This is a genomic window from Mesorhizobium sp. USDA 3734 (genome assembly GCF_056279665.1).
Genome location: NZ_JBWCCW010000001.1, coordinates 5,913,467 through 5,938,327, shown reverse-complemented (window position 1 = coordinate 5,938,327; position 24,861 = coordinate 5,913,467). Strand labels below are relative to the sequence as shown.

Sequence of the window (24,861 nt, the reverse complement as noted above, 5' to 3'; positions counted from 1 at the left end):
CAGGCCGATATCAGGCCGGGGTCATCAGGGCCGGCAGCAGCGCGCCGGACACATGCTGCACCACGTTGACGCCCTTGGCATGCACGATCGGCTGCGCGTACTGCATCAGCGGCAGCACATAGGCCTGCTCGGCGATGTATTTGTCGACGGCCTTCCAGCCGGCAATGCGCTTGGCCTCGTCCTTTTCACCCCACAGCGGGTTGATCATGTCGATCAGATCCTGGCTGTCCCACACCGAATGCGGGCTCGGGCCGTACATGGCAAAGCCGGTCGAGGTGGTCGGATCGCCGATGGCGTTGCCCCAGTTGTAGAAGGCGGCCGGTGCCAGCTTGTCGGCGGCGCGAAGCTCATAGTGCTTGGCGATCTCGTAGACTTCGATCGTCGCCTCGATACCGACCTTGCGCCACATGCCGACGATCGCCTGGATCATCTCATAGTCCTTGGGCTTGAAGCCCTTGGTCGTCTGGATGGTGAACTTGACCGGCTTTTCCGGCGAATAGCCGGAGGCAGCGAGCAGTTCCTTGGCTTTCTCCGGATTGTGCTCGACCTTGATCGACGCATCGTAGGCCGCGTATTCCGGCGTCTCCAGCGTGTCGATCGGCTGGCCATAGCCGCGCAGCAGGCGATCGACCAACAGCTTCTTGTCGATCGACATGACGGCTGCCTGGCGCACGTTCTTGTCCAGCATCGCCTCGATGTCGTTGAAGAAGATCATGCCGATGTCGGAAACGTTCTTGCACGAGCCGGCAAGCCCGTCCTTGGCGATCAGCCGGTCATACTCCTCATAGGGGATTTCCAGCGTCACCTGCGAGGAGCCGGATTCGATCTCGGCGACGCGGCTCGCCGCATCGGCGACGAACTTGATCGTCACATTCTCGAAGGCCGGCTTGCCGCCCCAGTAGTTCGGGTTGGCCTTGAGCCGCAGGAAGGCGTTGCGCTCGAATTTTTCGACCATATACGGGCCGGTGCCGATCGGCGCCTTCTCGAAGCCCTCGGCGCCGACCTTCTCATAGTAGGCCTTCGGCATGATGTAGCCGGTCAGGAACGACATCCATTTGAAATAGACCGGGTCGAACTGCACGACGTCGCCTGTGATCTTGTTGCCGTCGATCTTGAAGTTGTTGACGTTCTTCCAGACGAACTGGATCGGGTTGCCGGTCTTTTCGTCACCCGCCCGCTGCAGCGACCAGACCACGTCCTCGGCGGTGAACGGCGAGCCGTCATGCCAGGTCACGCCTTCGCGCACCGTCATCATGATCTTGGTGCGGTCGTCGTTCCAGCCCCATTCGGTGAGCAGGCCCGGCGCAAAGGACAGATCGGGCTTCTGCGGGATGAATTGGTCGAACACCGACTGGTAGAGACCCTGGATCGTCGGGTTGACGGCCGAAGGTCCGGTGGTCGGATCCCAGGACGGCAGGTTGACATTGTAGGCGATGGTCAGTTCGCCGGCGGCTGCCTTGGCGATCTGCGGCAGGCCGACGGCGGCCACCCCGAGTGCCGCGGCACTGTATCCGAGCAATTCACGTCTGTTGATTGTCATGGTCGTTCCCCTTTTCTGTTTTCTGTGCGCGGCATCGTCAGTTCATTGGTTCAGGCTCTTGGGCAGCAGCGCCTTGCCCTCTTTCGCCAGTGTGAAATCTTCGGCTCCTACCTCCCGGCAAGCTGTTGCGCGAGCATGTATCCGGAAGCCGCGCCGGTGCCGGCGCCCGGCCATGTTGCAGCCCCAGTAAGATGCAGATGCGCCACCGGTGTGTTCCAGCCGGCATAGCCGCGCGCCGGCCGGAACAAAAAGTTCTGCGCCAGATGATGGCTGCCGCAGACCTGGTCGCCACCGACAAGGTTAGGGTTCTCGCGCTCGAGGTCGATGGGCGAGAACACGGAGCGGCCGAGGATCTTGTTTCGCAGGCTAGGCGCGTAGGTCTCTATGATGTCGAGGACACGGTCGGCGTAGACCTCCTTGACGTGGTCCCAATGCGCCGGTGCGATCTTCCCGGCTGCATCGCCCAGGATTTCGGCGGGCAGCATGCGCACCTGCACCCATAGCACATGCTTGCCCTGGGGTGCCCGCGACGGATCGATCGCCGTCGGCTGGCCGACGACCAGCACCGGTTCGTCCGGCAGCATGCCCGCCATCGCTTGCTGATAGGTGCGCGACATGGCGTCGAGCGACGGCGACAGATGCACATAGGCGAACCGCCGAAGCTCAGATCCGGCTCGCCAGTCCGGCAAATCGTCGAGCGCTAGGTGGATCATCATCGTGCCGGGCGCATGGCGGAACTTTTGCATCGCCGTGTCGAAGCCGGCGTCCCCCGAACCCTTGGGCAACAATTTGCCGGTCAGCGCCTTGGGCGCGACGCCGGCAATCACCGCCCTGGTGGCGGTATGCGTCTCACCGGAAGCAAGCCGCACGCCGGTCGCCTTGCCGGCCGAAACCGTGATCTCGGCCACGTCGGCGCCGGTAAAGATCTTGCCGCCGCCAGAGGTCACCATGCCGGACAGAGCGCGGATGATGGTGTCGGCGCCGCCCTTGCCGAGCACCATGCCAAAGCTCTGGTTGGCCATCGATTCCAGATAGGGGAACACCGCGCCGCCGGCGATGTCGGGGGCGAAGTCGAGATGCATGCCCCAGGTGGCGAGCGTCGCCCTGATATGAGGCGACTCGAAATTTTCCTCCAGCCAGGCGCGGGGCGAGGACAGCAGCAGCCGGCCGGTCTCGAGCGCGCCGGCAATGCCCTTCTTGCGCCAAAGGTTCCACGCGGTGCCGGCAAGCGCGCGGGCGCTCATCGGCGATCCCAGCAGCCGGAACAGATGCTCGGCCTCCGCCGGGAAGGCAGAGACCAGTCTGCGCCATGTCGCGGCGTCAGTGGCGGAGAAAGCGGCCATGCGGGCAGCGGTCTTTTCCAGGTCGTTGCTGACGCCGAACCAGCGGCCGTCCGGAAAGGCGCTGGCGAAACAATCGGCGACCGGCGCGAATTCCAGCCCCTGTGCTTTCAATTCATTTGCATATTTCCGGTGGAAGGCAGAGCCGGCAAACAGGCTCAGATTCATCGCGCCGAAATCGTGGCGGAAGCCGGGAAGGGTGAATTCGCGCGTCTGGACGGCGCCGCCGATTGTTGCGCTGCGCTCGAAAATCCCGGTTTTCCAGCCTTTGAGTGCCAGATGCGCGGCGCATGCCAGACTGTTGTGGCCCGCCCCGACAAAGATGGCGTCGAACTCGCTCACGCCCCGTTCCCATTTCCTTTATGCTTAAAGATAATTGCAGATGCATATGTTTTCGTCTAGTAGGATATTAAGGGCCGAGACGAGCCTTGATCATCATCACGAAAGAGGGAACAGAGACCATGGACACCCAAAAACTCCTCGGCGAAGTCGCCGGCCAGCTTCTTTCAGGCGCCATCAAGGTGGTCGATCTGTCGGCGCCGCTCGGACCCGACACGCCGTTGATCAAGCTGCCGCCGGAGCTTGCCGTCGACACGCCGAAGGTCGAGATCCACAACATCTCCCGTTATGACAAGAACGGTCCCTGGTGGGCCTGGAACTGGCTGAAGCTTGGCGAGCATTCCGGCACGCATTTCGATGCACCGCAGCATTGGATCAGCGGCAAGGATTATCCGGACGGCGCCACCGACACCATTCCGGCGCAGAACTTCGTCGGCCCGGTCAATGTCATCGACTGCTCGAAGGAAGCCGCCGCCGATCACGATTTCCTGCTCACCGTCGACCACATCAAGGCGTGGGAAGCCAAGCATGGCGCGATCAACGCCGGCGAATGGGTGGTGATGCGCACCGACTGGTACAAGCGCAATGGCTCGGAAGCCGAGTTCCTCAACGCCAACGAGACCGGCCCGCACACGCCCGGCCCGACGGCCGAAGCCATCCAGTTCCTGATCAGCAAGGACATCAAGGGCTGGGGCTCAGAGACGATCGGCACCGACGCCGGCAAGGCCGGTGGCATGGAGCCGCCATTTCCGGCGCACACGCTGATGCACAAGGCCAACCGCTACGGCCTCGCCAGCCTCTGCAACCTCGACCAGTTGCCGCCGAAGGGGGCCATTCTGATCGCGGCACCGCTGAAGATCGAGCACGGCACCGGCAGCCCGATCCGCGCGCTGGCGCTTGTGTCGAAGGGTTAAGCGAAAGCATTTGTCGTGAGCCAGCCGGATCACATCATCGTCGGCAGCGGCATCAACGCGCTGGTCTGCGCGGCGATGCTCGGCGGCAAGGGTGCGAAGGTGCTCGTGCTCGAGCGCAACGACCGCATTGGCGGTTGCATGCGCACCGAGGAGATCACTGCGCCCGGCTTCATCCATGATGTGATGGCGACGACCTTTGTTCTGTTCATCACCTCGCCGGCCTTTGCGGCACTAGGCGCAGACCTCGCGCGGCACGGGCTGGAATTCTGCCACACCGGCACGCCGACCGGCGTGCTGCGGCCGGACGGCAGCCATGCCGTGCTCACCACCGACCGCGCCGCCAACGTCGCCGCGCTCAATGCGATCGCGGCAGGCGACGGCGACCGCCACGCGGACGATGTCGGCGGCATAGAGCGCAATGCTGGCCTGCTGTTCGGACTGCTCGGTGGCAGCCTGTGGTCTTATCCGACGGCGAAACTGCTGGGCGGCGATGCCTGGCGACGCGGCCCGCGTGGCCTTGCCGCCTTTCTCGGCGAAGCGCTGGTGCCGGCGCGCAGCTGGCTGGAAACCACCTACCAGTCGGAAACCATCCGTGCGCTGTGGGCGCCCTGGGTTTTGCATGCCGGGCTTGGACCGGAGGACGCGTTCTCCGGCCAGATCGCCAAGGTCATTGCCTTCGCGCTGGAGGCGGCCGGCGCGCCGATCGTCAAGGGTGGGGCGAAGAACCTGCTGTCAGCCTTCGAGGCGCTCATCACCGAGCGCGGCGGTGTCATCTCCACCGAAGCGGACGTTGCCTCCATCATCCTGACCGGGGGCCGCGCCACCGGTGTGCGGCTGGCCTCGGGCGAAACCGTCCATGCCAAGAAGAGCGTCATCTGCTCGGTCACGCCGACGCAGCTTTATGGTCGGCTGCTCGGCGCGGACGCTCCCCAAGCCGATGTCGAGGCGACGCAGAAATACCGCTATGGCAAAGGCAATTTCCAGATCCACTACGCCTTGGACAAGCCACCCGCATGGCGTGGCGAAGGCCTCGACAAGGTCGCGCTGCTGCACCTGACGCCGGGGCTCGATGGCGTCTCGAAAGCCTGCAACGAGGCGGCGCGCGGCATACTGCCGGAGGTGCCGACCATCTGCGTCGGCCAGCCGCATGCGCTTGACCCCTCGCGCTGCCCTGAAGGCAAGGCAATCCTGTGGCTGCAACTGCCCGAGGCCCCGCGCCACATCAAGGGCGACGCGGCAGGCAAGCTACAGGCGCCGGCTGACAGGCAATGGACCGACGCATTGCGGGAAGCCTATGCCGACCGTGCGGAGGCGATCCTTGCCAGTCATATCGATGGCTTCAAGGACAGCGTCATCGCGCGCCGCGCCTATTCGCCGGCCGATCTCGAAGCGATGAACATCAATCTGGTCGGCGGCGACCCCTATGGCGGTTCCTCGACCATCGACCAGTCGTTCCTGTGGCGGCCATTCAAGACCAGCCGCAACCATCTGACCGGCATCAAGAACCTCTACCATATCGGCGCCTCGACCCATCCCGGTGCCGGCCTTGGCGGCGGCTCCGGCTTTCTCCTGGCGGGGAAGCTGTGATGGAACAGAAAGTTGCGGAAAAGCGCCAGCGCATTTCGACCTTGGGGCAGATCGGCCTGCAGCAATTCGCGCCCTATCTGATGAACCGCATCATGGGCCGCTACAACGCGACCTTGCGCGATGATTTCCGCAAGCAGGGCCTGACCATTCCGCAGGTCCGCACGCTGGCCGTGCTGTCGGTCACCGACGGCATCACTGTCAACGACCTCTCGGTCTACACTGTGATCGAGCAGTCGACCTTGAGCCGGACGCTCGACTCGCTGGAAAGCCAGGGCCTTGTGCGGCGCGAGCAGGGCGTCACCGACAGCCGCATCCGCCACGTGTTCCTGACCGACGAGGGCCGCGCCGAGTTCACCCGCGCCTGGCCGGCCATGCATGACGCGTTCGAGGCGATGTTCGATGATATCGACGACGCCGAATATTCCGCGCTTATCGCCACGCTTTTGAAGATGCTGAAGAACATTCGCAAGCACGACATCTAGCATGACCCCGAAAAGTGGAAGCCGGTTTTCGGAAGAGGTCATGCGCAAACAAATAGACCTACGCGCCGCCAGCCTCAGGCGGTAACGGAAGGGAGAAAAAATGGCCGAACGGTCTTTTGCCAAGGAAGTCGAGAAACTCAGGCTCGGCGCGGGCGAGGAGTTTGCCGGTGAAGGCATCCTCGCCATCACCAAGGCGCTGCTGCAATGCGGCGTCGGCTATGTCGGCGGCTATCAGGGCGCGCCGATCAGCCACCTGATGGATGTGCTGGCCGACGCGCAGGACATTCTGGGCGAGCTCGGCGTGCATTTCGAGGCCAGCGCATCGGAAGCCACCGCCACCGCCATGCTGGCCGCCTCGGTGCACTACCCGATCCGTGGTGCGGCGACCTTCAAGTCGACCGTCGGCACCAATGTCGCGTCCGATGCGTTGGCCAATCTTGCGTCGGGCGGCGTCACCGGCGGCGCGCTGATCATCGTCGGCGAGGATTATGGCGAGGGCTCCTCGATCATGCAGGAGCGCAGCCATGCCTTCGCCATGAAGAGCCAGGTCTGGCTGCTCGATCCGCGACCCAATCTGCCGTCGATCGTCAAGGCGGTGGAGGACGGTTTCGAACTGTCGGAGATCTCCAACACGCCGGTCATGCTGCAGGTCCGCATCCGCTGCTGCCATGTCCACGGCCATTTCATCGCCAAGGACAACAAGCGACCGCCGATGACGGTCGCCGATGCGCTCGACGCACCGCGCCGCGACACCGGCCGCATCGTGCTGCCGCCCGCTTCCTTCCTGCATGAGAAGGAGAAGGTGCAGAAACGTTGGCCGGCGGCGGTGGACTTCATCCGCAAGAACAAGATCAATGAATTCTTCGGGTCGGATCATGGTTCGGTCGGCATCGTCATGCAGGGCGGCATGTACAATTCGGTCATCCGCGCGCTGCAGCGGCTAGGCCTCGCCGACATTTATGGCGACACCGACGTGCCGCTCTATGTGCTCAACGCCGTCTATCCGCTGATCGATGACGAGTTCCTGTCCTTCTGCGAGGGTAAGCAGTCGGTTCTGGTCGTCGAGGAAGGCCAGCCCAACTACATCGAACAGGCTTTTGCCTCGATGCTGCACAAGGCCGGACGCGGCACCAGGCTGGTCGGCAAGGAGCATCTGCCGATGGCCGGCGAATACACCGGCCAGGTCATGCTCGACGGCATCGGCGCCTTCCTGCGCGCCGAGGCGCCGCATCTTTTGCCCGGCGAGGTGCGTGCCCCCAACAAGGTCGGCGACGGCGTCGATGCAGCCGACCTGATCAATGTCGTTCCAGGACGCCCGCCCGGTTTCTGCATCGGCTGCCCGGAGCGGCCGATCTTTGCCGCGACAAAACTGGTCGAACAGGAACTTGGCAAGCACCACATCGCCTCCGACATAGGCTGCCATCTGTTCTCGATCATGCCGCCTTTCGAGCTCGGCGCCACCACCATGGGCTATGGGCTCGGTCCGGCTTCCGCCTCGGCGTTCAACTCGCCCGATGCCAAGCGCCGTTCGATCTCCTTCGTCGGCGATGGCGGCTTCTGGCACAACGGCCTGACCTCCTCGATCGGCAATGCGGTGTTCAACAAGAACGACGGCGTCATCGTCATCGTCGACAATTTCTATTCGGCAGCCACTGGCGGCCAGGACATCCTGTCGTCGCGCGCGGGCAACAAGACCAAGTCGACGAAGCATCCGATCACCGAGGCGGTCAAAGGCATGGGTGTCAAATGGCTGCGCCATGTCGACCGCACCTATGACGTGACCAAGATGCAGGACACGTTGCGCGAGGCGCTGACCACCGAGGAGAAGGGGCCGAAGGTCATCGTCGCCTCATCCGAATGCATGCTCAATCGGCAGCGCCGCGAAAGGCCGCTGGTCGACAAGGCGATCAAGGGCGGTGAGCGGGTAGTGAAACCGAAGTTCGGCGTCGATGAGGACATCTGCACCGGCGACCACGCCTGCATGCGTCTCTCCGGCTGCCCATCGCTGTCGGTGAAGTCAACAGACGATCCGCTGCGCGACGATCCGGTCGCGCATATCGATCAGAGCTGCGTCGGCTGCGGCAATTGCGGCGAGGTCGCCGATGCGGCGGTGCTGTGCCCGTCTTTCTACCGCGCCGACGTCGTGCACAATCCGAGCCGCTGGGACCGTTTCCTGGAAGCCGCGCGCCGCGCCACCATCGGCCTGTTGCAGCGTCGCCGCGAAAGCCGCCGCCTGACCTTTGCCGATGCTTGACGCTGTCCCTCCATTTCGCCCGAGAGCCGGGGCCGAGGGTGACGAGCGCGTCATCAAGCTTGCCGTGCTGGCCGTCGGCGGCCAGGGTGGCGGCGTGCTCGCCGACTGGATCACCGACGTCGCCGAGCGCAACGGCTTCGTCGCGCAATCGACCTCGGTCGCCGGCGTCGCCCAGCGCACCGGCGCCACCATCTATTATGTCGAGATGGCCCGCGACACCGGCCGGCTGCCGGTCTTTGCCCTGTCGCCCTCGCAGGGCGATGTCGATATCCTGATCGCCGCTGAACTGATGGAAGCCGGGCGCGCCATCATCCGCGGCTTCGTCACGCCGGAGCGCACCACGCTCATCGCCTCCTCGCACCGCATCGCCGCGGTGTCGGAAAAAATCGAACCGGGCGATGGCCGGGCCTCGTCGTCCAAGGTGCATGCGACGGCGGAAGCCGCATCGAAGCGCTTCATCGCCTTCGACATGGAAAAGATCGCCGCCGACAATGGCTCGATGATCTCGGCCAGCCTGCTCGGCGCGCTGGCTGGATCCGACGCGCTGCCGTTCACGCGCGAGAGCTACGAACAGGCGGTCGGCGCCGGCGGCCGGGGCGTCAAGGCCAGCCTCGCCGCCTTCGGTGCTGCATTTGACCGCGCGCGCGGTACGGCAGCGCCGGCGCCGAAGCCGGTCGAGCCCGCGATTGTCGAATCTGCCTTGGGCGCAGGACAGGTGAGTGGTCCGCAAAACCTGCTGCAAGGCTGGCAGGCTTTGGCCGCCCGCATCGATCTGTTGCCCGTGGCGGTCCGCGACATGGCGCTCAGGGGCCTGAGAAAGGTCGTCGACTATCAGGATATCGCCTACGGGCGCGAGTATCTCGACCGGCTGGACAAGGCGGTCGCGCTGGACGGGCCGGATCGCGGCTATGGACTGTCCATCACCGCCGCAAAGCATCTGGCCAACGCGCTGTGCTACGACGATATGATCCGCGTCGCCGATCTGAAGACACGGTCGACGCGCGACAAACGCGTGCGCCGCGAGGTCGGCGTCAAGGATGGCTCGATCCTGCAGGTGACCGAGTATTTCCATCCGCGCATCGAGGAATTCTGCGGCACCTTGCCGGCGGGTCTGGGCAGCTACATCGAGGACCGGCCGAAGCTCGCCGCCTTTCTCGATCGTCGCATCAACCATGGCCGCCGCATCCGCACCGACAGCTTTGCCGGCTTTGCTGCCCTCTGGTTCATCGGCGGCCTGCGCCGCTGGCGCCGCAGCCTGCTGCGCCACAAGGTCGAAATCGCGCATCTCGATCGCTGGTACGCGCTGGCGCTCGGTTACGTACCGGCCGAGTACGCGCTGGCTGTCGAGATTCTCAACTGCCGCCGGCTGATCAAGGGCTACAGCGACACCCATGTCCGGGCGCAATCGAAATTCGATCGGGTGCTGTCCGCGCTCGATCTGCTCAAGGGCCGAGCGGACGCCGCCGACTGGATCCGCCGCCTGCGCGAGATGGCGCTGAAGGACGAGAAGGGCGACATGCTCGACGGCGCGTTGAAGACCGTGGCAACGCTGGGGCCGGATCCGATCTAGCGGGCGTCCACAGATTGGAGCGGCGCCAGCCCATGCAGCGGCGTTGCTTCTGGAAACAAATGCAGCAGCCCTGAATCGACGCGCCGGCGTAGATGCGCGTCCACTTCGGCCCGATCCTTGCAGCCATGGAACCTGCCGCCGCAATGGTCGCGCAGGCGCACGAGATCGGTCATGACCGGCGACATAGGCAGGCCGGCCGCATCGAGCAGGCTTGCGCTGAGAAAGCCGACATCGAGTGGCGCCATGTCAGGCATGGGATGGCGCAACGGATGATTGAAGGTGGTGAGCGTGTAGAAGGTGCGATAGGCAAGCGAACCGGGCGTTGCCAAGGCGTCGTCGCCGGCGATGGCGTCGACGAACGGCTTGGTCGCCGACGACTGGTGATCGCCAAATTCGAGCACCACGGCGCCGCGCTGGCCGGCATCCGCTTGCCTGCCGGCGAGGAAATCCTGGAAATCGCCGCGCGCCACCGCCATTCGGCGCAGATATTCATTGGCCTGGAAATCGCCTGAGAAAGGCTCGCCATCGACCTTCAGCTCAGGCTCCATCCGCCCTTCATAGGGTGAGTGCGGGAACATGGTCTGGATTTCGAGGAACAGCGGGCGGCCGTCCTCCTTACGGTGTTTGGCGATGAATGCCTCAGCCGCGTGGTAGTAGAAGTTGTCGCGCAGGTGATAGAAGGGCGCGGCGATGTCCTTGATGTCGAGCACGGTCTCGAAGCCGATCGATTTCAGGAACGGCCCTTCATTGACGAACGAAAAGTCCATCGGCGTCATCACGACAGTCCGATAGCCGCAGCGCGCCAGCACCTCCGGCACGGCTCCGGCGACTTTGTCCTGCAGGGTGATCGTCAGATAAGGGCTTCGCCAGCCGAAATCGGTGGCCGACAGACCGGTCATCAGCGACAGATTGGTGATCCAGGTGCCGCCGCCAAACGTCTCGACCTGCATTGGACGCGGCGTGCCGGCCTTGGGTGCGAATCGCTGCAGGAAGCCCGCGCCATTGCTGAGCTGCGGAAAATAGCCGGGATCGGACTGGCTTTCGCTGAGCACGAAAAAGACATCGGGAAGGTTCGCGCGGTCACCGCAATCGACCGTGTCGGCAAAAGGCGGCTGCGGCGCGACGGCCTGCAGCCGCTTCTCGAAGGCTGGCTCGACGACCAAATTGCGCAAATCCAGCAGCGAGACGAAGAAGGCCGACATATGCCGGCCCTGCATATAGTAGAAATAGCGGTCCTTCGATGCCTCGGCCGGAAAGGTCACCGGCACCAGAACGACAAGCGCCGCCATGACCAGGACGCGTGCCGACACCGGCCAGCCAATTTTCCGATCGATCCGGAACAGAAGGATCGCAGCCCCGATGCCGAGCCCCAGGGCAATGACGACCGGCGCGATCAGATGGAGGTAGGAGCCGAGCAGGAAGCGATACACTTTCCGGGTCCCTCGACACAAAGACCGCGTCGTAGAAGTGCAGCGAAAACCCCTTCATCCTGAACTTGATCGCTGAAACCACGGTGACGAAGGCAATGCCCATCCAGGCGAGATAGCCGGAAAAGGCCATGCGTCCCGAAGCCATGAACAGAAATCCGGCAAGGGCTGCCACCAGCGCCACCGAGAACGGCACCGACAGCCATTCGTGCTCGGCCCGTCCGGCGGCGAAGACGCCGGCAAGGCTGACCACGGCCAGCGTCAGCGGATGGCAGAGCACCCGTCCAAGGATTTGAAGCTGAGTCAAAGATTTTCCCACGAACATGCCTGAGCATAGTTTCGGGAAACTCTTCGATTATTTGCGCGGCAAGAACAAATCCATAGTGAATTTAACCTTAACTCCGGGCTGGTCCGCAGGATTGTCCGGTGCGCCAGCGCTCACGCAGGGCCAGCCTGAAAGATGCCTGGCCCCGCGGCGCTTTGATCAGTAATGGTGCCAGTGGCGCCAGTGATGGTGCGGGTGCCGGACGTAGACCGGAGCGTGCCAGTAGTGGTAGCGCGGGCGCACGACGACGATGCCGTTCGGCACGCAGCGACCCCAGCGGTTCGGGTGCCAGCCGATGCCGCAGCCCCAGCGGACATGCTGGACCACTGCCGGGGCGACCGGCTGGGCAACGGACACGATGGGCATTGCGCTGGACGCGGCGGCTGTCGCGACCGTTCCACCGAGGGCCAGGATAGCGGCTGCTGCATAGTTTTTCAGGCGACTCATAATTGGACTCCGAGTGCTTTCGAGTTTGAAGATGGCCGCCCCGCATGGTGCGATCGGGCAGGCTTGTCCCTTCTCTTCGTTAAACGGCGTCTCCAGCCTTTTCCGTCGCTCGTCATGGCGATTTTTTTGGCGCAACGGCGGCGCGGCGTTCCATATGGCGCAGCAATGCCTGTGCCAGCACACTCCGGTTTTCGGGTGACGTGTTCGCCGCGAAATCGACAATGGCCTGTTCAAGTCGAGTGCGCACCGTCACGTCGGTATTGCGTGCCCGCTCCAGGGCAGCCGATAAGGCGGCCTTGTCCATGACGGGCTGCTGTAACAGGTCCGCTGCCTCCTGCCTGGCCTGCTGACCATCGAGAATGATCTGCCGGGACTCCACGCGAACCTGCCGCAGCGCCTGGCGGAACGTCTTGCGGTCCTGGCTGGGAAGCTGTCGGCCAGCCGATTCCAGCGAGACACCCGCGCCTGCCTTGGCATTTCTCAGCCAGACCGCACCACCGACAAATGCGCCTGCAAGAAAGACGTTCAGCACCACGGAAGCTATGACCAGACCGCGGATCCAGCGCGTGCTCATAGGCTTTCCTCACCGTTCTCGGCATCGGCATCGCCGAACGCCGTCACATTGGCATCCAGCACAGCGTGGTCCGGCTGGAGCTCGGGCGTGACGATGGTCACCAAGGCCAGTCCTGCTATGGCGCCAGCCAGACCAATGCCGGCAAGTCCCAGCCCCAGCCACCAGAACCGCTGACGCCGGCGCTGGACGAGGTGCCGGCTGGCGGCCTGCAGGATGCTGCCGTGCAGGGCCTTGCCGGGGGCGTCGATGCGGTAGCTGTCAAGCCGCGCGTCGAGTGTCCCGGCATGCTTCAACATGGCCTCGCCCGCTTCGCTTGCGGCAAAGATAGTGCCGGCCATCCGCTCAGCCTCGGGCCATCGCTGCAAGCCACCGCCATAGGCCGCGGCCAGGGCAGCAAAGCGCTTGGCATCCATTGCCGGTTCGTTCCTGGGTTCTTCAGCCATGTGTCTTCCCCTTGCCCATTGGTGCCGCCTGCTCGCGCGGCACGGGGCTGACAGGAACCGAGCGTCGGGCAGCGCCAGCAAGGCGCGATGGCCGTTGCGCGTTGGTGCTGGCCCGGTGCTCACTCATCGGCACCATCCCTGGCCAGGATCGTCTGCAGCGAGCGACGGCCGCGCGCAAGCAGGCTCTCCAGGGCATCGACGCTGATTCCCAGGGTCGCTGCCGCCTCGATGTTGGACATCTCCTGATAGTAGACCAGGATGATCGCCTCGCGCTGGCGTGGCGCGATGCGTTGCAGCGCCTGTTCGACCCGATGAGCTTCCTCCCCGGGATGAGCATCGGGAAGCGGCGCAGGATCGGCGACGTCCGGCACCTCGTCGGTCACCCATTCGCGGCGCCGGCGCAGCCGGTCGTAGCACAGGTTCAGCGTCACCCGGTGGATCCAGCTGTCGAAGCGCGCATTGCCGCGCCGCCAGCCCGCGGCATGACGCCAGATCCGGACAAATGTCTCCTGTGCGACATCCTCGGCCTCCGCCGCATCGCCGAGCATGCGCACGGCAAGCGCCAGGATACGCGGCAGCTTGCGCGCGACCAGGGCTTGCACGGCTGCCGGATCGCCGGCGCCAACACGGCGAACCAGCTCCTCGTCCGGATCCGCAGCCATCAACCGGCGCACTCCCGATATTCATCGCGCGTCATTGCCTCTTGGTCATTGCTCCGGCTTGGGAGCGGTTTTGTGGCCCGGCAGTTCGTCGGCCGTCAAAATGCCGTCGGCATTCTTGTCCAACCGGGCAAAGCGCTTGGCGAAGAAGGCATCGAGTTCGGCGCGGTCGATGAAGCCGTCATGGTTGGAATCGAGACGCGCAAAGGATTTGGCAGGGTCGCCTTTGCCGTTGCGTTTCGCCTGAAAGGCCGTCCACTCCAGCAGGCTGATCTTGCCGTCGCCGTCCGTGTCGGCCGCCATGATCGCCTTCTCGCGCCGCTTCTGGAATTTAGCCAGTGTGATGTCGGATTTGACTGCCGAGGCAGCCGGCGCGGCGGTCGGCGGTGCGGGGGGCGGTGTCGTTGTCTGGGCGACAGCCGCAACGGCCTGCAAACTCAAGGCAACGACTGAAATCGAACGGCTGATCATGCTTTGCGTCTCCGGTTGGCGCGTTGCAGACGGCCTGTGCCGCCATCACGCTTCAACCGTTAAACGCCGCGACCCGAAAAATCCGTCGGTCGCGCATGCTGATCCGTTCATGCTCGAACAAACAAAGAGAGCCTATCCCGATTCCATCGGGATGGAACAGGCTCTAGTCTGATTGGTCGGCCGCTACCAGTTGTTCAGGCTTGAATCCGGCATGTTGCGGGGTCCACACCTCGCCCTCGCGATTGAACCAGTGGCACAGATACATGCCCGAGGCCGCGCCATCGCTGACCGTCATCCTGGGGCCTCCGGATTTCAGCTTGACGACGTCTCCGGTCTTGAAATTGTTGGGCATTTTTGACCTCCCATGCTGAGGCCACGAGTTTCACATCAAACCGGGGTCTCGACAATGGCAGATGTGCTTCGCCGGCGTCGCAATCCTTTGCACCAGCAGAGTATCTCCCGAACGCCAGCCGAACGCGTCGCGGTGGTTCCGATCTATCTTCGGTCTTAACCTTTCCGTAAATATTTGGCGGCTACTTGGACGGCGATGGCCTCGTGGCGGAGCGGCTACGCTGGAGACGGCAAATCTCTGAAGCCTCGGTTCGATCCCGAGGCGAGGCCTCCACTCAACACCCCTGCACATTTTGTGCGTAATTTGGACGTGACCGCTGTAGGCGCAAGGTTCAGGCACGCTTGTCCAACATGCGTTCCGAACCATCTATGGTCCATGGTCTCAGGCGTCGCAAATTTTCAGCATGATCTGTTCGGCTCGGCCACTGCATTTCCGGATGGTTTCCGTTACCTCTCCGAGTTCATCACACGCGATGACGAGTCCTTTCTGGTCGGTGCGCTTCAGGAACTGACATTCGAACCGTTCGATTTCCACGGCCACCTTGCCAATCGCCACGTCGCCAGCTTTGGAACGCGTTACGACTATCAGCGACGCTAGGTGGTCGAGACACCGCCCATGCCGGCGTTTCTGCTGCCGCTTCGACATAAGGTCGCTGCGTTCGCAGGGATTCCAGGACAGGAGTTCGTCCAGGTTCTGATCAATGAATACCGGCCGGGCGCCGGCATTGGCTGGCACCGCGACAAACCGCACTATGAGCTGATCGCCGGCGTTTCGCTTTTGGCGCCGTGTGATTTCAGGCTGAGGCGCAAGAATGGCGAGAAATGGGATCGCCGGACCATCACGGTCGAGCCGCGATCAGCCTATCTCATGTCGGGTCCGGCGCGCAGCGAATGGGAACACAGCATTCCGCCTTTGGCCGAGCATCGCTACTCGATCACGCTCCGAACATTGCGCGCATAGGTCAGGGAAACTGGGCGTGGGGGCGGGCGAGCGCTGGGCGCCGGATGATCGGTGATGGGCCGTATCAATCGGCAATCTTGCCCAATGTGTCGGCAACGACCGCACCGCGCTTGCCCATCGGCCGCGCCGGGCCCGTGGTCGAGTCGATGGCCGTCTGATGCTCCATCTCGGCGTTGATGGCAGCGCCGGCGATGAGGATGATGACTGAAATCCATGTCCACATCATCAAGCCGACAACCGCCCCAAGCGAACCGTACGTGGCGTTGTAATTGGCGAAATGCTGGAGATAGAACGAGAACAGCCACGATGCCGCGATCCACACCGCGGTTGCAATCATGGCTCCCCAGCTCAGCCATCGCCATTTCGCATGTTCCCGGCTTGGCCCGAAGCGATAGAGCAGGGAAATGCCGGTCAGCATGGCGCCTACCAGGATCGGCCAGCGAGAGACCGCAACCAGCGTTTCCGTCCAGGCATCGAGGTAGAAATAGCCCAACAATGCCGGGACAACGCCGACCGTCAGCAGCAGCACGATGCCGATCAGCAAGGCGCCCACCGTGAACAGGATCGACATCAGGTTGAGGGTGATGAAGCTGCGTTTCTCGCGTTCCTCATAGGCGATGTTCATCGCATCGAAGAGCGCCTTCATGCCGCTGTTGGCGCTCCACAGCGCGATGCCAAGGCCGATGAAGAAGCCCGTTCCGAGAGCGCCCGGCTTCTGTTTGGCCAGAGCCTGCAACTGGTCGCGAATGAGATCCAATCCACCCGACGGCAGCAATCCGCCTAGATAGGCGGCGTGGTCCGCGACAGTGACCGGGTCCGCGACAAACCCATAGATTGAAATGAACGCGGCAAGTGCTGGAAACAGAGCCAGCAGAAGGTAGAAGGTGGCGCCGGCCGCCACCAGCAGGACCCGGTCCTTGTTGAATTCTTCCCACAACCGCCAGAAGATATCCTTCCAGCCGAGCGCCGGGATCTGCGACGGCCAGGCTGCTTCGCGCCCACGATCGCCATGCTCCGACCGCAGACTGGCCTTGCTGCCTTCTGTCGTCGATGCTGCGCGATTGGCCGCTTCTGCGTCGATCAATGAGGATGGCTTGCCGCTCGCCTGCTGGCTTCGTTCCGCTTTCGACGCCACCGCCTTACTCAGCGCCACGTTCAACCAGGATGCCCGCATGGGCTGCCAATGCCGAAGCCTTCGCGGTGCGGTTGCGTTTGGTCTCCGCCCACTCGGCGCCTTCGCGCAGACGCACGTTGACCGGTGTGTCGGACGTCAAATCTCTCATAGCCCGCCTCCATGTCCCCGAACCGATGTCCGAAGCGTGCCCGATAAACGCAAGGGCAGGGCACCCTGTTCCCGCGATCCCGAATCAAGCGTCGCCAACGTTTGATCGGCGTGCGCAGTGAGAAAGATTTCTCACCGAGTTCGTGCATCTTTTGGCAATGATGGGCGTTGGAAGGTGATCTCCATCAAACGGTAAATCCCATGAAAGCGTTGACCAAGGATGATCTCAAAGCCGAGGGGGGCCTGTCCGTGGATGCCGACCTCATCGTCAATCGCGCCGCCCATTTTGTTGGGGATTGGATTGAGGAGCACGTGATCGAGAAGCCGACCATCGTGCCGGTTGGTGTCGACGCTGCTGAGGAACTCGCCAGCCAGTGCATCGCCGATGCGCAAGAAGAAGGCATCGCCGCGGAAGATATCCAGGATGAAGTCGGCGACCTCAAGGAATACATCGCCGAAACACTCGTCGAGGAAGGTGGTTCGCTGGCGCCTGTAGATGTCCAAAGAGGCAAGGGGTCGTGACAGCAGGCAGAGTGTGCGCGCGGGAGCACGAGATGCTTGATGCCAAGGACGATGAAAGATGTGAAATTGTTGGTGCCGCTTGCGTGACTCGAACACGCGACCCCCGCATTACGAATGCGGTGCTCTACCAACTGAGCTAAAGCGGCCCAGGAGGCCAAGGCCTCCAAGATGCGGGGGTGATAGACGCAACCGGCCGCGAATTCAAGATGGGACTTGGCAATTCATGCGAGGATGTCGTGCCGCCGTCGAAAGCCGGCCGCCGCGTTGTTTGCCGACCGGTCGCCGAGTCGTGCTCCGCACGGCGCCCGCCTTCCTGCGCGTGAAAATCGATGAAACATGCTGATTTTGTTGCCGTAACAGCGCCGGCATGGACTTTGGACACCTCTCCAAGGCAGAATGCGTCGCTCGCCCGTTGATTGATTGGTCGCCTACGGCTAACGATCACGGCAAGGTTGGCGAACGGACAGAGGGACCCGCTTGGACGCGATCGAAAAAGCGATCCGGAACGCCTTGGAGAGAGGCAACGCCGAGGACCGCGCGTTCCGCGAACGGGTCTATCGCTCGGCTTTTGCCGCGCTCGACCGCGCGCTCCAGGCCAATCCCGGCGTGACCGTGGAAGTCGCCATCAAGCGCCGCAAGGCGATCCAGGCGAAAATCACCGAAATCGAATCCGAATTCCTGCCGGCGGTGCCGGATGTCGGCCCGCCAGGCGAGGCACCAGCGGTCGAGCTTGGGGCTGGCGCGGCGTCAGCAGTCGAGACCGGCCAAGAGGCACCGTCCCCCGCTGTCGTTGTCGATGCCCCCGTGCAATCCGCTTCCGATGCGCCGCGCTCGCGCGTGCTGCCCGTCGTTCCCGACATCATGCCGGACGCCACTCTTGCCGACGCTCCGGCCATCGACATGTCGGCTCCGGCCTCGGCCGGCGCGGCGACTGAAGTGGCGCCCGATCGCGATGAACGGCGCATTCGAGGGCGTCGCCTGCCGCTGACCGCCATCTTCCTGACCGTGACGCTGCTTGCCGCTATTGGCATCGGCCTGTTTTTCGCCGTGCAGACCGGCGTGTTCAAGACACAGGCGCAGCTTGATACCGCCCCGCCCGAAGCGCCGCCGACCGTCGACGACGACGATTTCGCACCGGCCGACGGCGGCCCGGCAAAGCCCGGTGCCGCCGACCAGGCGCGCGACTGGATCAACGTGTTTTCGCCGGCCGATGCGTCGCATGTCAGCGCCCCGTCGGACGCCAAGGCGGAGGTGATGAAGGACGATACCGGTTCGTTCCTGCGCATCCGTTCCGGCGCGTCCGGTTCGGCGATCAGCTTCGATGTCGGACAGGGCGTGCTGGAGAAGCTAGCCGGCAAACATGCCGTGTTCGACATCATTGCCCGCTCCGAAGAAGGCAAGGAGACGCAGATTTCCGTCGACTGCAATTTCGGCGAACTCGGCGACTGCGGCCGCAAGCGCTACGCGGTCGGCCAGCAGCAGAACGAATATCTGTTCGACGTGCAGTTTCCCGACAAGCGTCCGGGCTCGGCCGGCACGATCGCCATCAATTCCGACTTCGACAAGCAGGGCAAGGCCGCGGACATCTACGAGATCCGGGTTTCGGTCGAGCCGTAGGACAGCTCTAGCGGTCGAGCAGCGCCTGCAGGGTCTCGATGCGGTCGGCCTCATTGGCCGGCTTGTCCCAGCGCAACCGCGAAATACGGGGAAAGCGCATGGCGACGCCGGATTTGTGCCGGGTCGAGCGGTTGAGGCCTTCGAAGGCGACTTCCAGCACCAGGCCGTTGTCGCGGTCGGCCCGCACCGAGCGCACCGGTCCGAAACGCTCGACCGTGTTGTCGCGGACATATTTGTCGATCTGCTTCAGCTCCTCGTCGGTGAAGCCGAAATAGGCCTTGCCGACCGGCACCAGTTCCTCCTCGCCTTCGGCACCCGACCAGACACCGAACGTGTAGTCCGAATAGAAGCTGGAGCGCTTGCCATGGCCGCGTTGCGCATACATCAGCACCGCATCCACCGTGTGCGGATCGCGTTTCCACTTGAACCACGGGCCTTTCGGGCGGCCAGCGACATAGGCCGAATCCCAGCGCTTCAGCATCACGCCTTCGATGATGGGGTGCGGCGGCGCCCTGCGCAGCTCCTCCAGCGTCTGCCAGTCCGTGAAATCGACGAATGGCGACAGATCGAAGCGGCTCGGGTCGAGGGTCTTCACGAAGGTTTCGAGGCGGCCGCGCCGCTCGCGAAACGACAGCGCGCGCAAATCCTCATCGCCGATCTGCAGCACATCGTAGCAGCGCATGAAGGCCGGGTACTGTTGCTGCATCCTCAGTGCCACCGTCTTGCGGTTCAGCCGCTGCTGCAGATCCGAGAACGTTCCCGTTGCCTCCCGGGGATCGCCGACCAGCAACTCGCCGTCCAGCGTGGCGGAAAAATGCATGGCGTCGGCGAGGTCCGGAAAGGCGCCTGAAACATCGTCGCCGGTGCGCGAGTAGAGCCGGCGGATGCCGCCTTCGGCCACCGCCTGGACACGGATGCCGTCCCATTTCCATTCGGCGGCATAATCCGCCGGATCGAGCTTTTCGAGATCGCCGTCGCCAACCGGGTTCGACAGCATCACCGGGCGAAACAACGCCATCGCCGTATTCCGGGGCTTTTCGGCCTTGCCTTCCAGCCACGCGAACAGCTCGGTGTAAGGCGACGATAGCCCGTGCCAGAGCTCTTCGATCTCGGCGATGTCGACCTTGCCGAAATCCGCCAGCGCCTGTTTGGCGAGCCGCGCCGAAACGCCGATGCGCAGCCCGCCGGTGACCAGCTTGATGATGGCAAAGCGCGCCGAGATGCCGGCGCTATCGAGCAGCCCTGCCAGCACCTTCGGGCCGTCGGAACGGCTTGCCGCCTGCAGTTTCGCGACGACCTCGCCAAGCGTCGGCTCGTGGTTCGGGATGTTTCCAGGCGTTTGTGGCCAGACCAGCGAGACTGTCTCTGCCAAATCGCCGACATAGTCGTAGGAATAGCCGAACAGCACCGGATCCATGCGCTCGGTGACCAGCGTGCGCAGCATCGCCGGCTTGACCGCGGCGATGTTGAGGTCGCCGGTGATGGCGGCCAGCGCCAGGCCACGGTCGGGATCCTCGACGCTGCGGAAATAGTCGGTCAGCAAGGTCAGCTTGCCGTTGCGCGACGGCGTCAGCACCAGGCGGTCGAGAAGTTCGGCGAAGCGGTTCATGCCATCAATCGCCCTCGTCCTCGTAGCCGACCAGATGCAGCGGTCGCGCCGCGATGCCTTCGAGTTCGCACCAGCGCACCAGCGCTTCCTCGCGGCCATGCGTCACCCAGATTTCCTCGGCTCCGGTCTCCTTGATGGTTGCGGTCAGTTCGTCCCAGTCGGCATGGTCCGAGATGATCAGCGGCAGTTCGACGCCGCCTTGCTTGGCGCGCTGGCGGATGCGCATCCAGCCCGAGGCAAAGCACGAGATCGGATCGGGAAAGCGCCGCGCCCAGCGGTCGGCGAAGGCCGATGGCGGGCCGACGACGATGGCGCCCGCAAAGTCTTGGCCGCCGCCCTCCACCGTTGCCGGTTCGAGCGTGCCCAGGTCGATGCCTTGGCTCTGGTAGTACTCGCTGAGTTTGGCCAGCGCGCCATGGATGTAGAGCGGCCTGTCGTAGCCGGCGTCGCGCAGCAGCCGCATCACCCGTTGCGCCTTGCCCAGCGCATAGGCGCCGACCAGATGAGAGCGTTCGGGAAACTGCGCCGCCGATTTCAGCAGGCGGGTGATCTCTTCTGTGTCGGGTGGGTGGCGAAACACCGGCAGGCCGAAGGTCGCTTCGGTGATGAACACATCGCACTGGATTGGTTCGAATGGCGCGCAGGTCGCGTCCTTGCGCCGCTTGTAGTCGCCGGACGCGACGATGCGCGTGCCCTGATGCTCGACTGATATCTGCGCCGAGCCCAGCACATGGCCGGCCGGATGGAAGCTGACGCTGACGCCGTTGAGGGTGATCGTCTCGCCGAGCTGTGTCGCTTGCGTTGTTCCCGCGAAATCCTCGCCATAGCGCAGGCCCATGATGTCGAGTGTCTGCTGCGTTGCCAGCACCGAGCTGTGGCCGGAGCGCGCATGGTCGGAATGGCCATGCGTGATCAGTGCCCGATTGACCGGCCGCACCGGGTCGATGAAGAAATCGCCCGGCGGGCAATAGAGGCCCTCGGGCCGGGGATGAAGCAGGTCGCTGGCGCGCATGATCCCCTAGATAGGATATAATTCCGCTGCGGGAAGCCTGTTGTAAGTGACTGCTGACTCCCGCATACAGCACCGCCGGCTCGATCCGTCGGCAGGACCCCATCGCCATGAAACCGCTTCAGGCCTCGTCCGGTGACTTGAACGCCGATCGCCGCGCCGATTATGCCGAGATGCTGCATGCGGATGGCGATCATGCGGCAGCGGCGGAATTGCTGCTCGGTGCGCTGGAAATGACGCCGCAATGGGCGATGGGCTGGTTTCGCCTCGGCGAGATGCAGCAGGCGGCGGGTGCACCGGATCTGGCTGCACAAGCCTGGACGATGTCGCTGCAACTCGATCCATCCGATCATCAAGGCGCTGCACTGAATCTGCAATTGATCGGCAAGGCGCCGACGCTCGATGCGCTCCCCAGTGCCTTCGTCGAGACCTTGTTCGACCACTATGCCGAGAGCTTCGATGAATCACTGGTCGACAGACTGGGCTACCGGCTGCCCGAGTTGCTCGATCAGGCCATTCGAACGGCAAGGCCGGGGCGCTTCCCGCTGGCGCTGGATCTCGGCTGCGGCACCGGCCTGATGGGGCAAAGGCTGCGGCCGATCGCCGATCGGCTGGAGGGGTATGACATTTCAGCCAGGATGCTGAAGCAGGCGCGCGCCAAGGGCGCCTATGATTTCCTTGAGAAGGCCGATCTGCGGGATTTTGTCCATGCCGGTCCGAAAGCCGATCTGGTGACGGTGGCCGATGTCTTCATCTATGTCGGCGCGTTGGGCGGCGTTGTGAAGACGATTGCCGGCTTGCTGGCCAGGGATGGCCTTTTCGCGTTCTCCGTCGAGAAGCTGGCCGGCGATGGCGATTTTGTCTTGCAGCCATCGCGCCGCTACGCGCATGCGGAACACCATGTGCGTGACGTCCTGGCTGCCAACGGGTTCTCGGTCCTGTCGCTGGAAACAACCGTGATCCGGCAGGATCGGCGGGAACCCGTCAACGGGCTGGTCGTTGTGGCAGGCAGGCTGCCGGCGGCTTGAGGCTGCAATCTCTCGTCGGGCTCATATACATCCGTGCTGCGAAAACGTCCGATTTGCATGCGCGACTGATATTTGCGATCTGGTCGCATCAGGGCGGGATATCAGAAGGAGCATAGTCGATGCGCTGGAACATGATGATCTTGGCATCTTGCCTGGTGACCGCCGGCTGCGTTGGCGGCACATCGATGTCGGAACGGCAGGACGCGAACATACAGTCCTCCCTGCAGTATGACAGCGTGCCGTGCGACCAGTTGCTGGCACAGCGCAACGGCTTGGCGCAGCAATACAGCCTTCCGGCGAAGGCCAAGCCGACATTCTCCAATCCGGCGATGGGCTTCGGCCCGTTCACGCCGGACATGCGCTCCAAGGCCAAGCGTGATACCGATCAGGCGAGCGGCGAGATCGATGCCATGAACCGGTCGATCGATCGCCGCGAATGCGGCCAGCCGGACAAGCAGAAGAAGCTCGCCCTGCCTGGTTGAAGATCCGAGGCCGCCACGGGTCGAGAATCACAGGCAACAAACCACCTTGCAGGGCGCGCGATCGGATGCATCTCTCGGAGCTCGGGGACCGCATATGTATCTTGGGGCCCTCCAACAGTGGCAAGTCGACCCTCGCCGACGCGATTGCCCGCAAGCGTGATCTGGCGATTGTTCACCTCGATCAGCTCTTCCATCTCCCGAACACGGATTGGGAAGCGCGCCCAAGGGACGAATTCATTGCCTTGCATGACGCCGCTATCGCCGGCGAGCGTTGGGTGATGGATGGAAATTATTCGGTTTGCATGCCCCAACGCTTTCTGCGAGCGACGGGACTGATCCTGTTGGACATTTCCACGCCTGCAAGTTTGTTGCGCTATTTTCGGCGGACGTTGCTGGAGCGGGAGAGGCGCGGTGCCTTGGAGGGCGGGCACGACAGCATCAAATGGGATATGATCCACCATATCACCGTGGCCACACCGAAAAATCGCCACCGATACCTGGCGATGTTCGAGCAGCTCGATCTGCCAAAGGTGCAGCTATCGTCACTGCGGGCAATCAAGAAATGCTTCCGGGAGTGGGACCTGGCCCGATGAGGCCTTGTCCTGGCTCTAACTCTTTGTTTTGACGCAATTCCGGACGGAAAACCGTTTCACACTTTTCCTGGAATTGCTCTAATACCCCGCTTTGCGGTCGACCAGATTGTCGAGCTTTTCGCCGCGCTCGAAGGCGTCCATCTGGCGCAGCATGATCGGCGCCAGATGGACAGGGTCGGAGGTCGCCGCCGCGTGCGGCGTCACGAACACTTTTGGATGTCCCCACAGCGGACTGGTCTTCGGCAGCGGTTCGACCTCGAACACGTCGAGGCTTGCCTCCTTCAGCGTGCCGTCGTCCAGTGCCCGCAAGATGTCGGCGTCCTTCTGCAGGCGGCCGCGCCCGGCATTGATCAGCACCGAGCCGCCGAGGCCGTTGCGCTTCCTCAATTCCTTCAGCACGCCGTAGTTGATGATGCCCTTGGTGTCCGGCGTCAGCGGCAAAAGCACCACCAGGATGTCGGTCGCCTTGAGGAAGGGGATCAGCCCGGCCTCGCCGGAATAGGTTGCGACACCTTCCATGGCCTTGTCGCTGCGCGACCAGCCATTGACGGCAAAGCCGAGCGACAGCAGCACCGAGGCTGCGGCGCGGCCGAGACTGCCGAGGCCCATGATGCCGACCGAAATGTCACCGGCCGGCCTTTGCTGTGGCTCGTGCCAGATCTTCTTCGGCTGCTGTGACCGGTAGAGCAGGCCCTGGCGGTGATGGTCGAGCACCCGCCAGACGACATATTCGGTCATGTACTGGGTGAGGTTGTCGGCGACGACCTTGACGATCGGCACATCGGGCAGGCCGGGATCGGCGAAGATATGGTCGACGCCGGCGCCGATCGAAAAGATGGCGCGCAGATTGGGCAGCGACGCCAGAATGTTCGGCTTCTGCTTCCACACCACGGCATAGGTGATCGAGGAGTCGCTGGCGCCGTCCGGCTCCAGCACCACCTCGCGTTCGGCCGACAGGAGTTCGCGCCAGCGCTGCGGATGAAAGCCGGTGACGGCAAGCAGGATGCGGCCTTTTTCCATTGCGATCTTCTCGTC

Annotated in this window: 26 protein-coding genes, 1 tRNA gene and 1 pseudogene; 13 read left to right on the top strand and 15 right to left on the bottom strand. The window is 63.5% G+C overall.

The window, feature by feature from the left end; all coding sequences use genetic code 11:
• Window positions 1-10: 10 nt before the first annotated feature.
• Window positions 11-1,540: an ABC transporter substrate-binding protein gene (locus ACZ89F_RS28450; protein ID WP_476095307.1), complete on the bottom strand. Its 1,530-nt coding sequence runs from the start codon at window positions 1,538-1,540 to the stop codon at window positions 11-13.
• A 107-nt stretch (window positions 1,541-1,647) separates the two neighbouring features.
• Entirely contained in the window at window positions 1,648-3,222 is a 1,575-nt protein-coding gene (locus ACZ89F_RS28445) for a phytoene desaturase family protein (RefSeq protein WP_476095306.1), read from the bottom strand.
• A gap of 119 nt (window positions 3,223-3,341) precedes the next feature.
• On the opposite strand from ACZ89F_RS28445, the gene ACZ89F_RS28440 reads away from it, so the two are divergent.
• The 5 genes from ACZ89F_RS28440 to ACZ89F_RS28420 all read left to right on the top strand — a co-directional run bounded on the left by ACZ89F_RS28440 (window position 3,342) and on the right by ACZ89F_RS28420 (window position 10,026).
• Window positions 3,342-4,133 carry a cyclase family protein gene (locus ACZ89F_RS28440; protein WP_127373568.1) on the top strand — a complete coding sequence of 264 codons (792 nt, stop codon included), beginning with the start codon at window positions 3,342-3,344 and terminating at the stop codon, window positions 4,131-4,133.
• A gap of 15 nt (window positions 4,134-4,148) precedes the next feature.
• Window positions 4,149-5,720, top strand: a complete 1,572-nt coding sequence (locus ACZ89F_RS28435; RefSeq protein WP_476095305.1) for a phytoene desaturase family protein — start codon at window positions 4,149-4,151, stop codon at window positions 5,718-5,720.
• Window positions 5,720-6,202, top strand: a complete 483-nt coding sequence (locus ACZ89F_RS28430) for a MarR family winged helix-turn-helix transcriptional regulator (protein ID WP_126067545.1) — start codon at window positions 5,720-5,722, stop codon at window positions 6,200-6,202. Before ACZ89F_RS28435 ends, ACZ89F_RS28430 begins: the two co-directional genes overlap by 1 nt.
• A 100-nt stretch (window positions 6,203-6,302) precedes the next feature.
• Window positions 6,303-8,456: a thiamine pyrophosphate-dependent enzyme gene (locus ACZ89F_RS28425; protein ID WP_476095303.1), complete on the top strand. Its 2,154-nt coding sequence runs from the start codon at window positions 6,303-6,305 to the stop codon at window positions 8,454-8,456.
• Window positions 8,449-10,026: an indolepyruvate oxidoreductase subunit beta family protein gene (locus ACZ89F_RS28420; RefSeq protein ID WP_476095301.1), complete on the top strand. Its 1,578-nt coding sequence runs from the start codon at window positions 8,449-8,451 to the stop codon at window positions 10,024-10,026. Before ACZ89F_RS28425 ends, ACZ89F_RS28420 begins: the two co-directional genes overlap by 8 nt.
• Here ACZ89F_RS28420 and ACZ89F_RS28415 read toward each other — a convergent pair.
• On the bottom strand, window positions 10,023-11,456 hold the full coding sequence (locus ACZ89F_RS28415; RefSeq protein WP_476095299.1) for a sulfatase-like hydrolase/transferase: 1,434 nt from the start codon (window positions 11,454-11,456) through the stop codon (window positions 10,023-10,025). The genes ACZ89F_RS28420 and ACZ89F_RS28415 overlap by 4 nt on opposite strands.
• Before the next feature lie 128 nt (window positions 11,457-11,584).
• Here ACZ89F_RS28415 and ACZ89F_RS28410 point away from each other — a divergent pair, with 128 nt between their 5' ends.
• Window positions 11,585-11,749, top strand: a complete 165-nt coding sequence (locus tag ACZ89F_RS28410) for a hypothetical protein (protein ID WP_476095297.1) — start codon at window positions 11,585-11,587, stop codon at window positions 11,747-11,749.
• Between the two features lie 188 nt (window positions 11,750-11,937).
• Here ACZ89F_RS28410 and ACZ89F_RS28405 read toward each other — a convergent pair whose 3' ends face one another.
• The 5 genes from ACZ89F_RS28405 to ACZ89F_RS28385 form a co-directional block, all read right to left on the bottom strand.
• Complete coding sequence (locus ACZ89F_RS28405) at window positions 11,938-12,225, bottom strand: GCG_CRPN prefix-to-repeats domain-containing protein (RefSeq protein ID WP_476095296.1); 288 nt, start codon at window positions 12,223-12,225, stop codon at window positions 11,938-11,940.
• Between the two features lie 112 nt (window positions 12,226-12,337).
• Entirely contained in the window at window positions 12,338-12,799 is a 462-nt protein-coding gene (locus ACZ89F_RS28400; protein ID WP_476095295.1) for a periplasmic heavy metal sensor, read from the bottom strand.
• A complete protein-coding gene (locus ACZ89F_RS28395; protein ID WP_476095294.1) occupies window positions 12,796-13,242 on the bottom strand; it encodes a hypothetical protein in 447 nt (148 codons plus the stop codon). Before ACZ89F_RS28395 ends, ACZ89F_RS28400 begins: the two co-directional genes overlap by 4 nt.
• A gap of 119 nt (window positions 13,243-13,361) precedes the next feature.
• On the bottom strand, window positions 13,362-13,904 hold the full coding sequence (locus ACZ89F_RS28390) for an RNA polymerase sigma factor (RefSeq protein ID WP_476095293.1): 543 nt from the start codon (window positions 13,902-13,904) through the stop codon (window positions 13,362-13,364).
• A 45-nt stretch (window positions 13,905-13,949) separates the two neighbouring features.
• The gene (locus ACZ89F_RS28385) at window positions 13,950-14,204 is read right to left on the bottom strand and encodes an EF-hand domain-containing protein (protein ID WP_476095292.1); all 255 of its coding nucleotides are present in this window, start codon (window positions 14,202-14,204) and stop codon (window positions 13,950-13,952) included.
• Here ACZ89F_RS28385 and ACZ89F_RS28380 point away from each other — a divergent pair.
• A complete protein-coding gene (locus ACZ89F_RS28380; protein WP_476095291.1) occupies window positions 14,203-14,544 on the top strand; it encodes a hypothetical protein in 342 nt (113 codons plus the stop codon). The two genes, ACZ89F_RS28385 and ACZ89F_RS28380, sit on opposite strands and share 2 nt — an antisense overlap.
• On the opposite strand, the gene ACZ89F_RS28375 is transcribed toward ACZ89F_RS28380, so the two are convergent.
• Window positions 14,536-14,724 (bottom strand): YodC family protein, encoded by a 189-nt coding sequence (locus tag ACZ89F_RS28375; protein WP_056584748.1) that lies wholly within the window; start codon window positions 14,722-14,724, stop codon window positions 14,536-14,538. The genes ACZ89F_RS28380 and ACZ89F_RS28375 overlap by 9 nt on opposite strands.
• Before the next feature lie 375 nt (window positions 14,725-15,099).
• On the opposite strand from ACZ89F_RS28375, the pseudogene ACZ89F_RS28370 reads away from it, so the two are divergent.
• Window positions 15,100-15,684 (top strand): annotated as a pseudogene (locus ACZ89F_RS28370) (alpha-ketoglutarate-dependent dioxygenase AlkB).
• Window positions 15,685-15,748: 64 nt separating this feature from the next.
• On the opposite strand, the gene ACZ89F_RS28365 reads toward ACZ89F_RS28370, so the two are convergent.
• Together ACZ89F_RS28365 and ACZ89F_RS28360 are read right to left on the bottom strand one after the other, a co-directional pair.
• Window positions 15,749-16,819: a YihY/virulence factor BrkB family protein gene (locus tag ACZ89F_RS28365; RefSeq protein ID WP_476095290.1), complete on the bottom strand. Its 1,071-nt coding sequence runs from the start codon at window positions 16,817-16,819 to the stop codon at window positions 15,749-15,751.
• A gap of 4 nt (window positions 16,820-16,823) precedes the next feature.
• Window positions 16,824-16,967, bottom strand: a complete 144-nt coding sequence (locus tag ACZ89F_RS28360) for a hypothetical protein (RefSeq protein WP_476095289.1) — start codon at window positions 16,965-16,967, stop codon at window positions 16,824-16,826.
• A 200-nt stretch (window positions 16,968-17,167) separates the two neighbouring features.
• Between ACZ89F_RS28360 and ACZ89F_RS28355 the strand changes: the two genes are divergently transcribed.
• Window positions 17,168-17,488, top strand: coding sequence for a hypothetical protein (locus tag ACZ89F_RS28355; RefSeq protein ID WP_476095288.1), 321 nt, complete (start codon window positions 17,168-17,170; stop codon window positions 17,486-17,488).
• A gap of 70 nt (window positions 17,489-17,558) precedes the next feature.
• Here ACZ89F_RS28355 and ACZ89F_RS28350 read toward each other — a convergent pair.
• Window positions 17,559-17,634 (bottom strand) — tRNA-Thr (locus ACZ89F_RS28350).
• Between the two features lie 331 nt (window positions 17,635-17,965).
• Between ACZ89F_RS28350 and ACZ89F_RS28345 the strand changes: the two genes are divergently transcribed.
• Window positions 17,966-19,105 (top strand): hypothetical protein, encoded by a 1,140-nt coding sequence (locus ACZ89F_RS28345; RefSeq protein ID WP_476095287.1) that lies wholly within the window; start codon window positions 17,966-17,968, stop codon window positions 19,103-19,105.
• Between the two features lie 7 nt (window positions 19,106-19,112).
• Here ACZ89F_RS28345 and ACZ89F_RS28340 read toward each other — a convergent pair whose 3' ends face one another.
• Together ACZ89F_RS28340 and ACZ89F_RS28335 are read right to left on the bottom strand one after the other, a co-directional pair.
• The gene (locus tag ACZ89F_RS28340; protein WP_476095286.1) at window positions 19,113-20,714 is read right to left on the bottom strand and encodes a cisplatin damage response ATP-dependent DNA ligase; all 1,602 of its coding nucleotides are present in this window, start codon (window positions 20,712-20,714) and stop codon (window positions 19,113-19,115) included.
• 4 nt (window positions 20,715-20,718) lie between these two features.
• A complete protein-coding gene (locus ACZ89F_RS28335; RefSeq protein WP_476095285.1) occupies window positions 20,719-21,726 on the bottom strand; it encodes a ligase-associated DNA damage response exonuclease in 1,008 nt (335 codons plus the stop codon).
• Window positions 21,727-21,833: 107 nt separating this feature from the next.
• Between ACZ89F_RS28335 and ACZ89F_RS28330 the strand changes: the two genes are divergently transcribed.
• The 3 genes from ACZ89F_RS28330 (at window position 21,834) to ACZ89F_RS28320 (ending at window position 23,826) form a co-directional block, all read left to right on the top strand.
• On the top strand, window positions 21,834-22,751 hold the full coding sequence (locus ACZ89F_RS28330; protein ID WP_476095284.1) for a class I SAM-dependent DNA methyltransferase: 918 nt from the start codon (window positions 21,834-21,836) through the stop codon (window positions 22,749-22,751).
• A 119-nt stretch (window positions 22,752-22,870) separates the two neighbouring features.
• Window positions 22,871-23,233 (top strand): hypothetical protein, encoded by a 363-nt coding sequence (locus ACZ89F_RS28325; protein ID WP_476095283.1) that lies wholly within the window; start codon window positions 22,871-22,873, stop codon window positions 23,231-23,233.
• A gap of 65 nt (window positions 23,234-23,298) precedes the next feature.
• Window positions 23,299-23,826 (top strand): P-loop NTPase family protein, encoded by a 528-nt coding sequence (locus tag ACZ89F_RS28320; protein WP_476095282.1) that lies wholly within the window; start codon window positions 23,299-23,301, stop codon window positions 23,824-23,826.
• 78 nt (window positions 23,827-23,904) lie between these two features.
• On the opposite strand, the gene ACZ89F_RS28315 is transcribed toward ACZ89F_RS28320, so the two are convergent.
• On the bottom strand, window positions 23,905-24,846 hold the full coding sequence (locus tag ACZ89F_RS28315) for a 2-hydroxyacid dehydrogenase (RefSeq protein WP_476095281.1): 942 nt from the start codon (window positions 24,844-24,846) through the stop codon (window positions 23,905-23,907).
• Window positions 24,847-24,861: the final 15 nt, after the last annotated feature.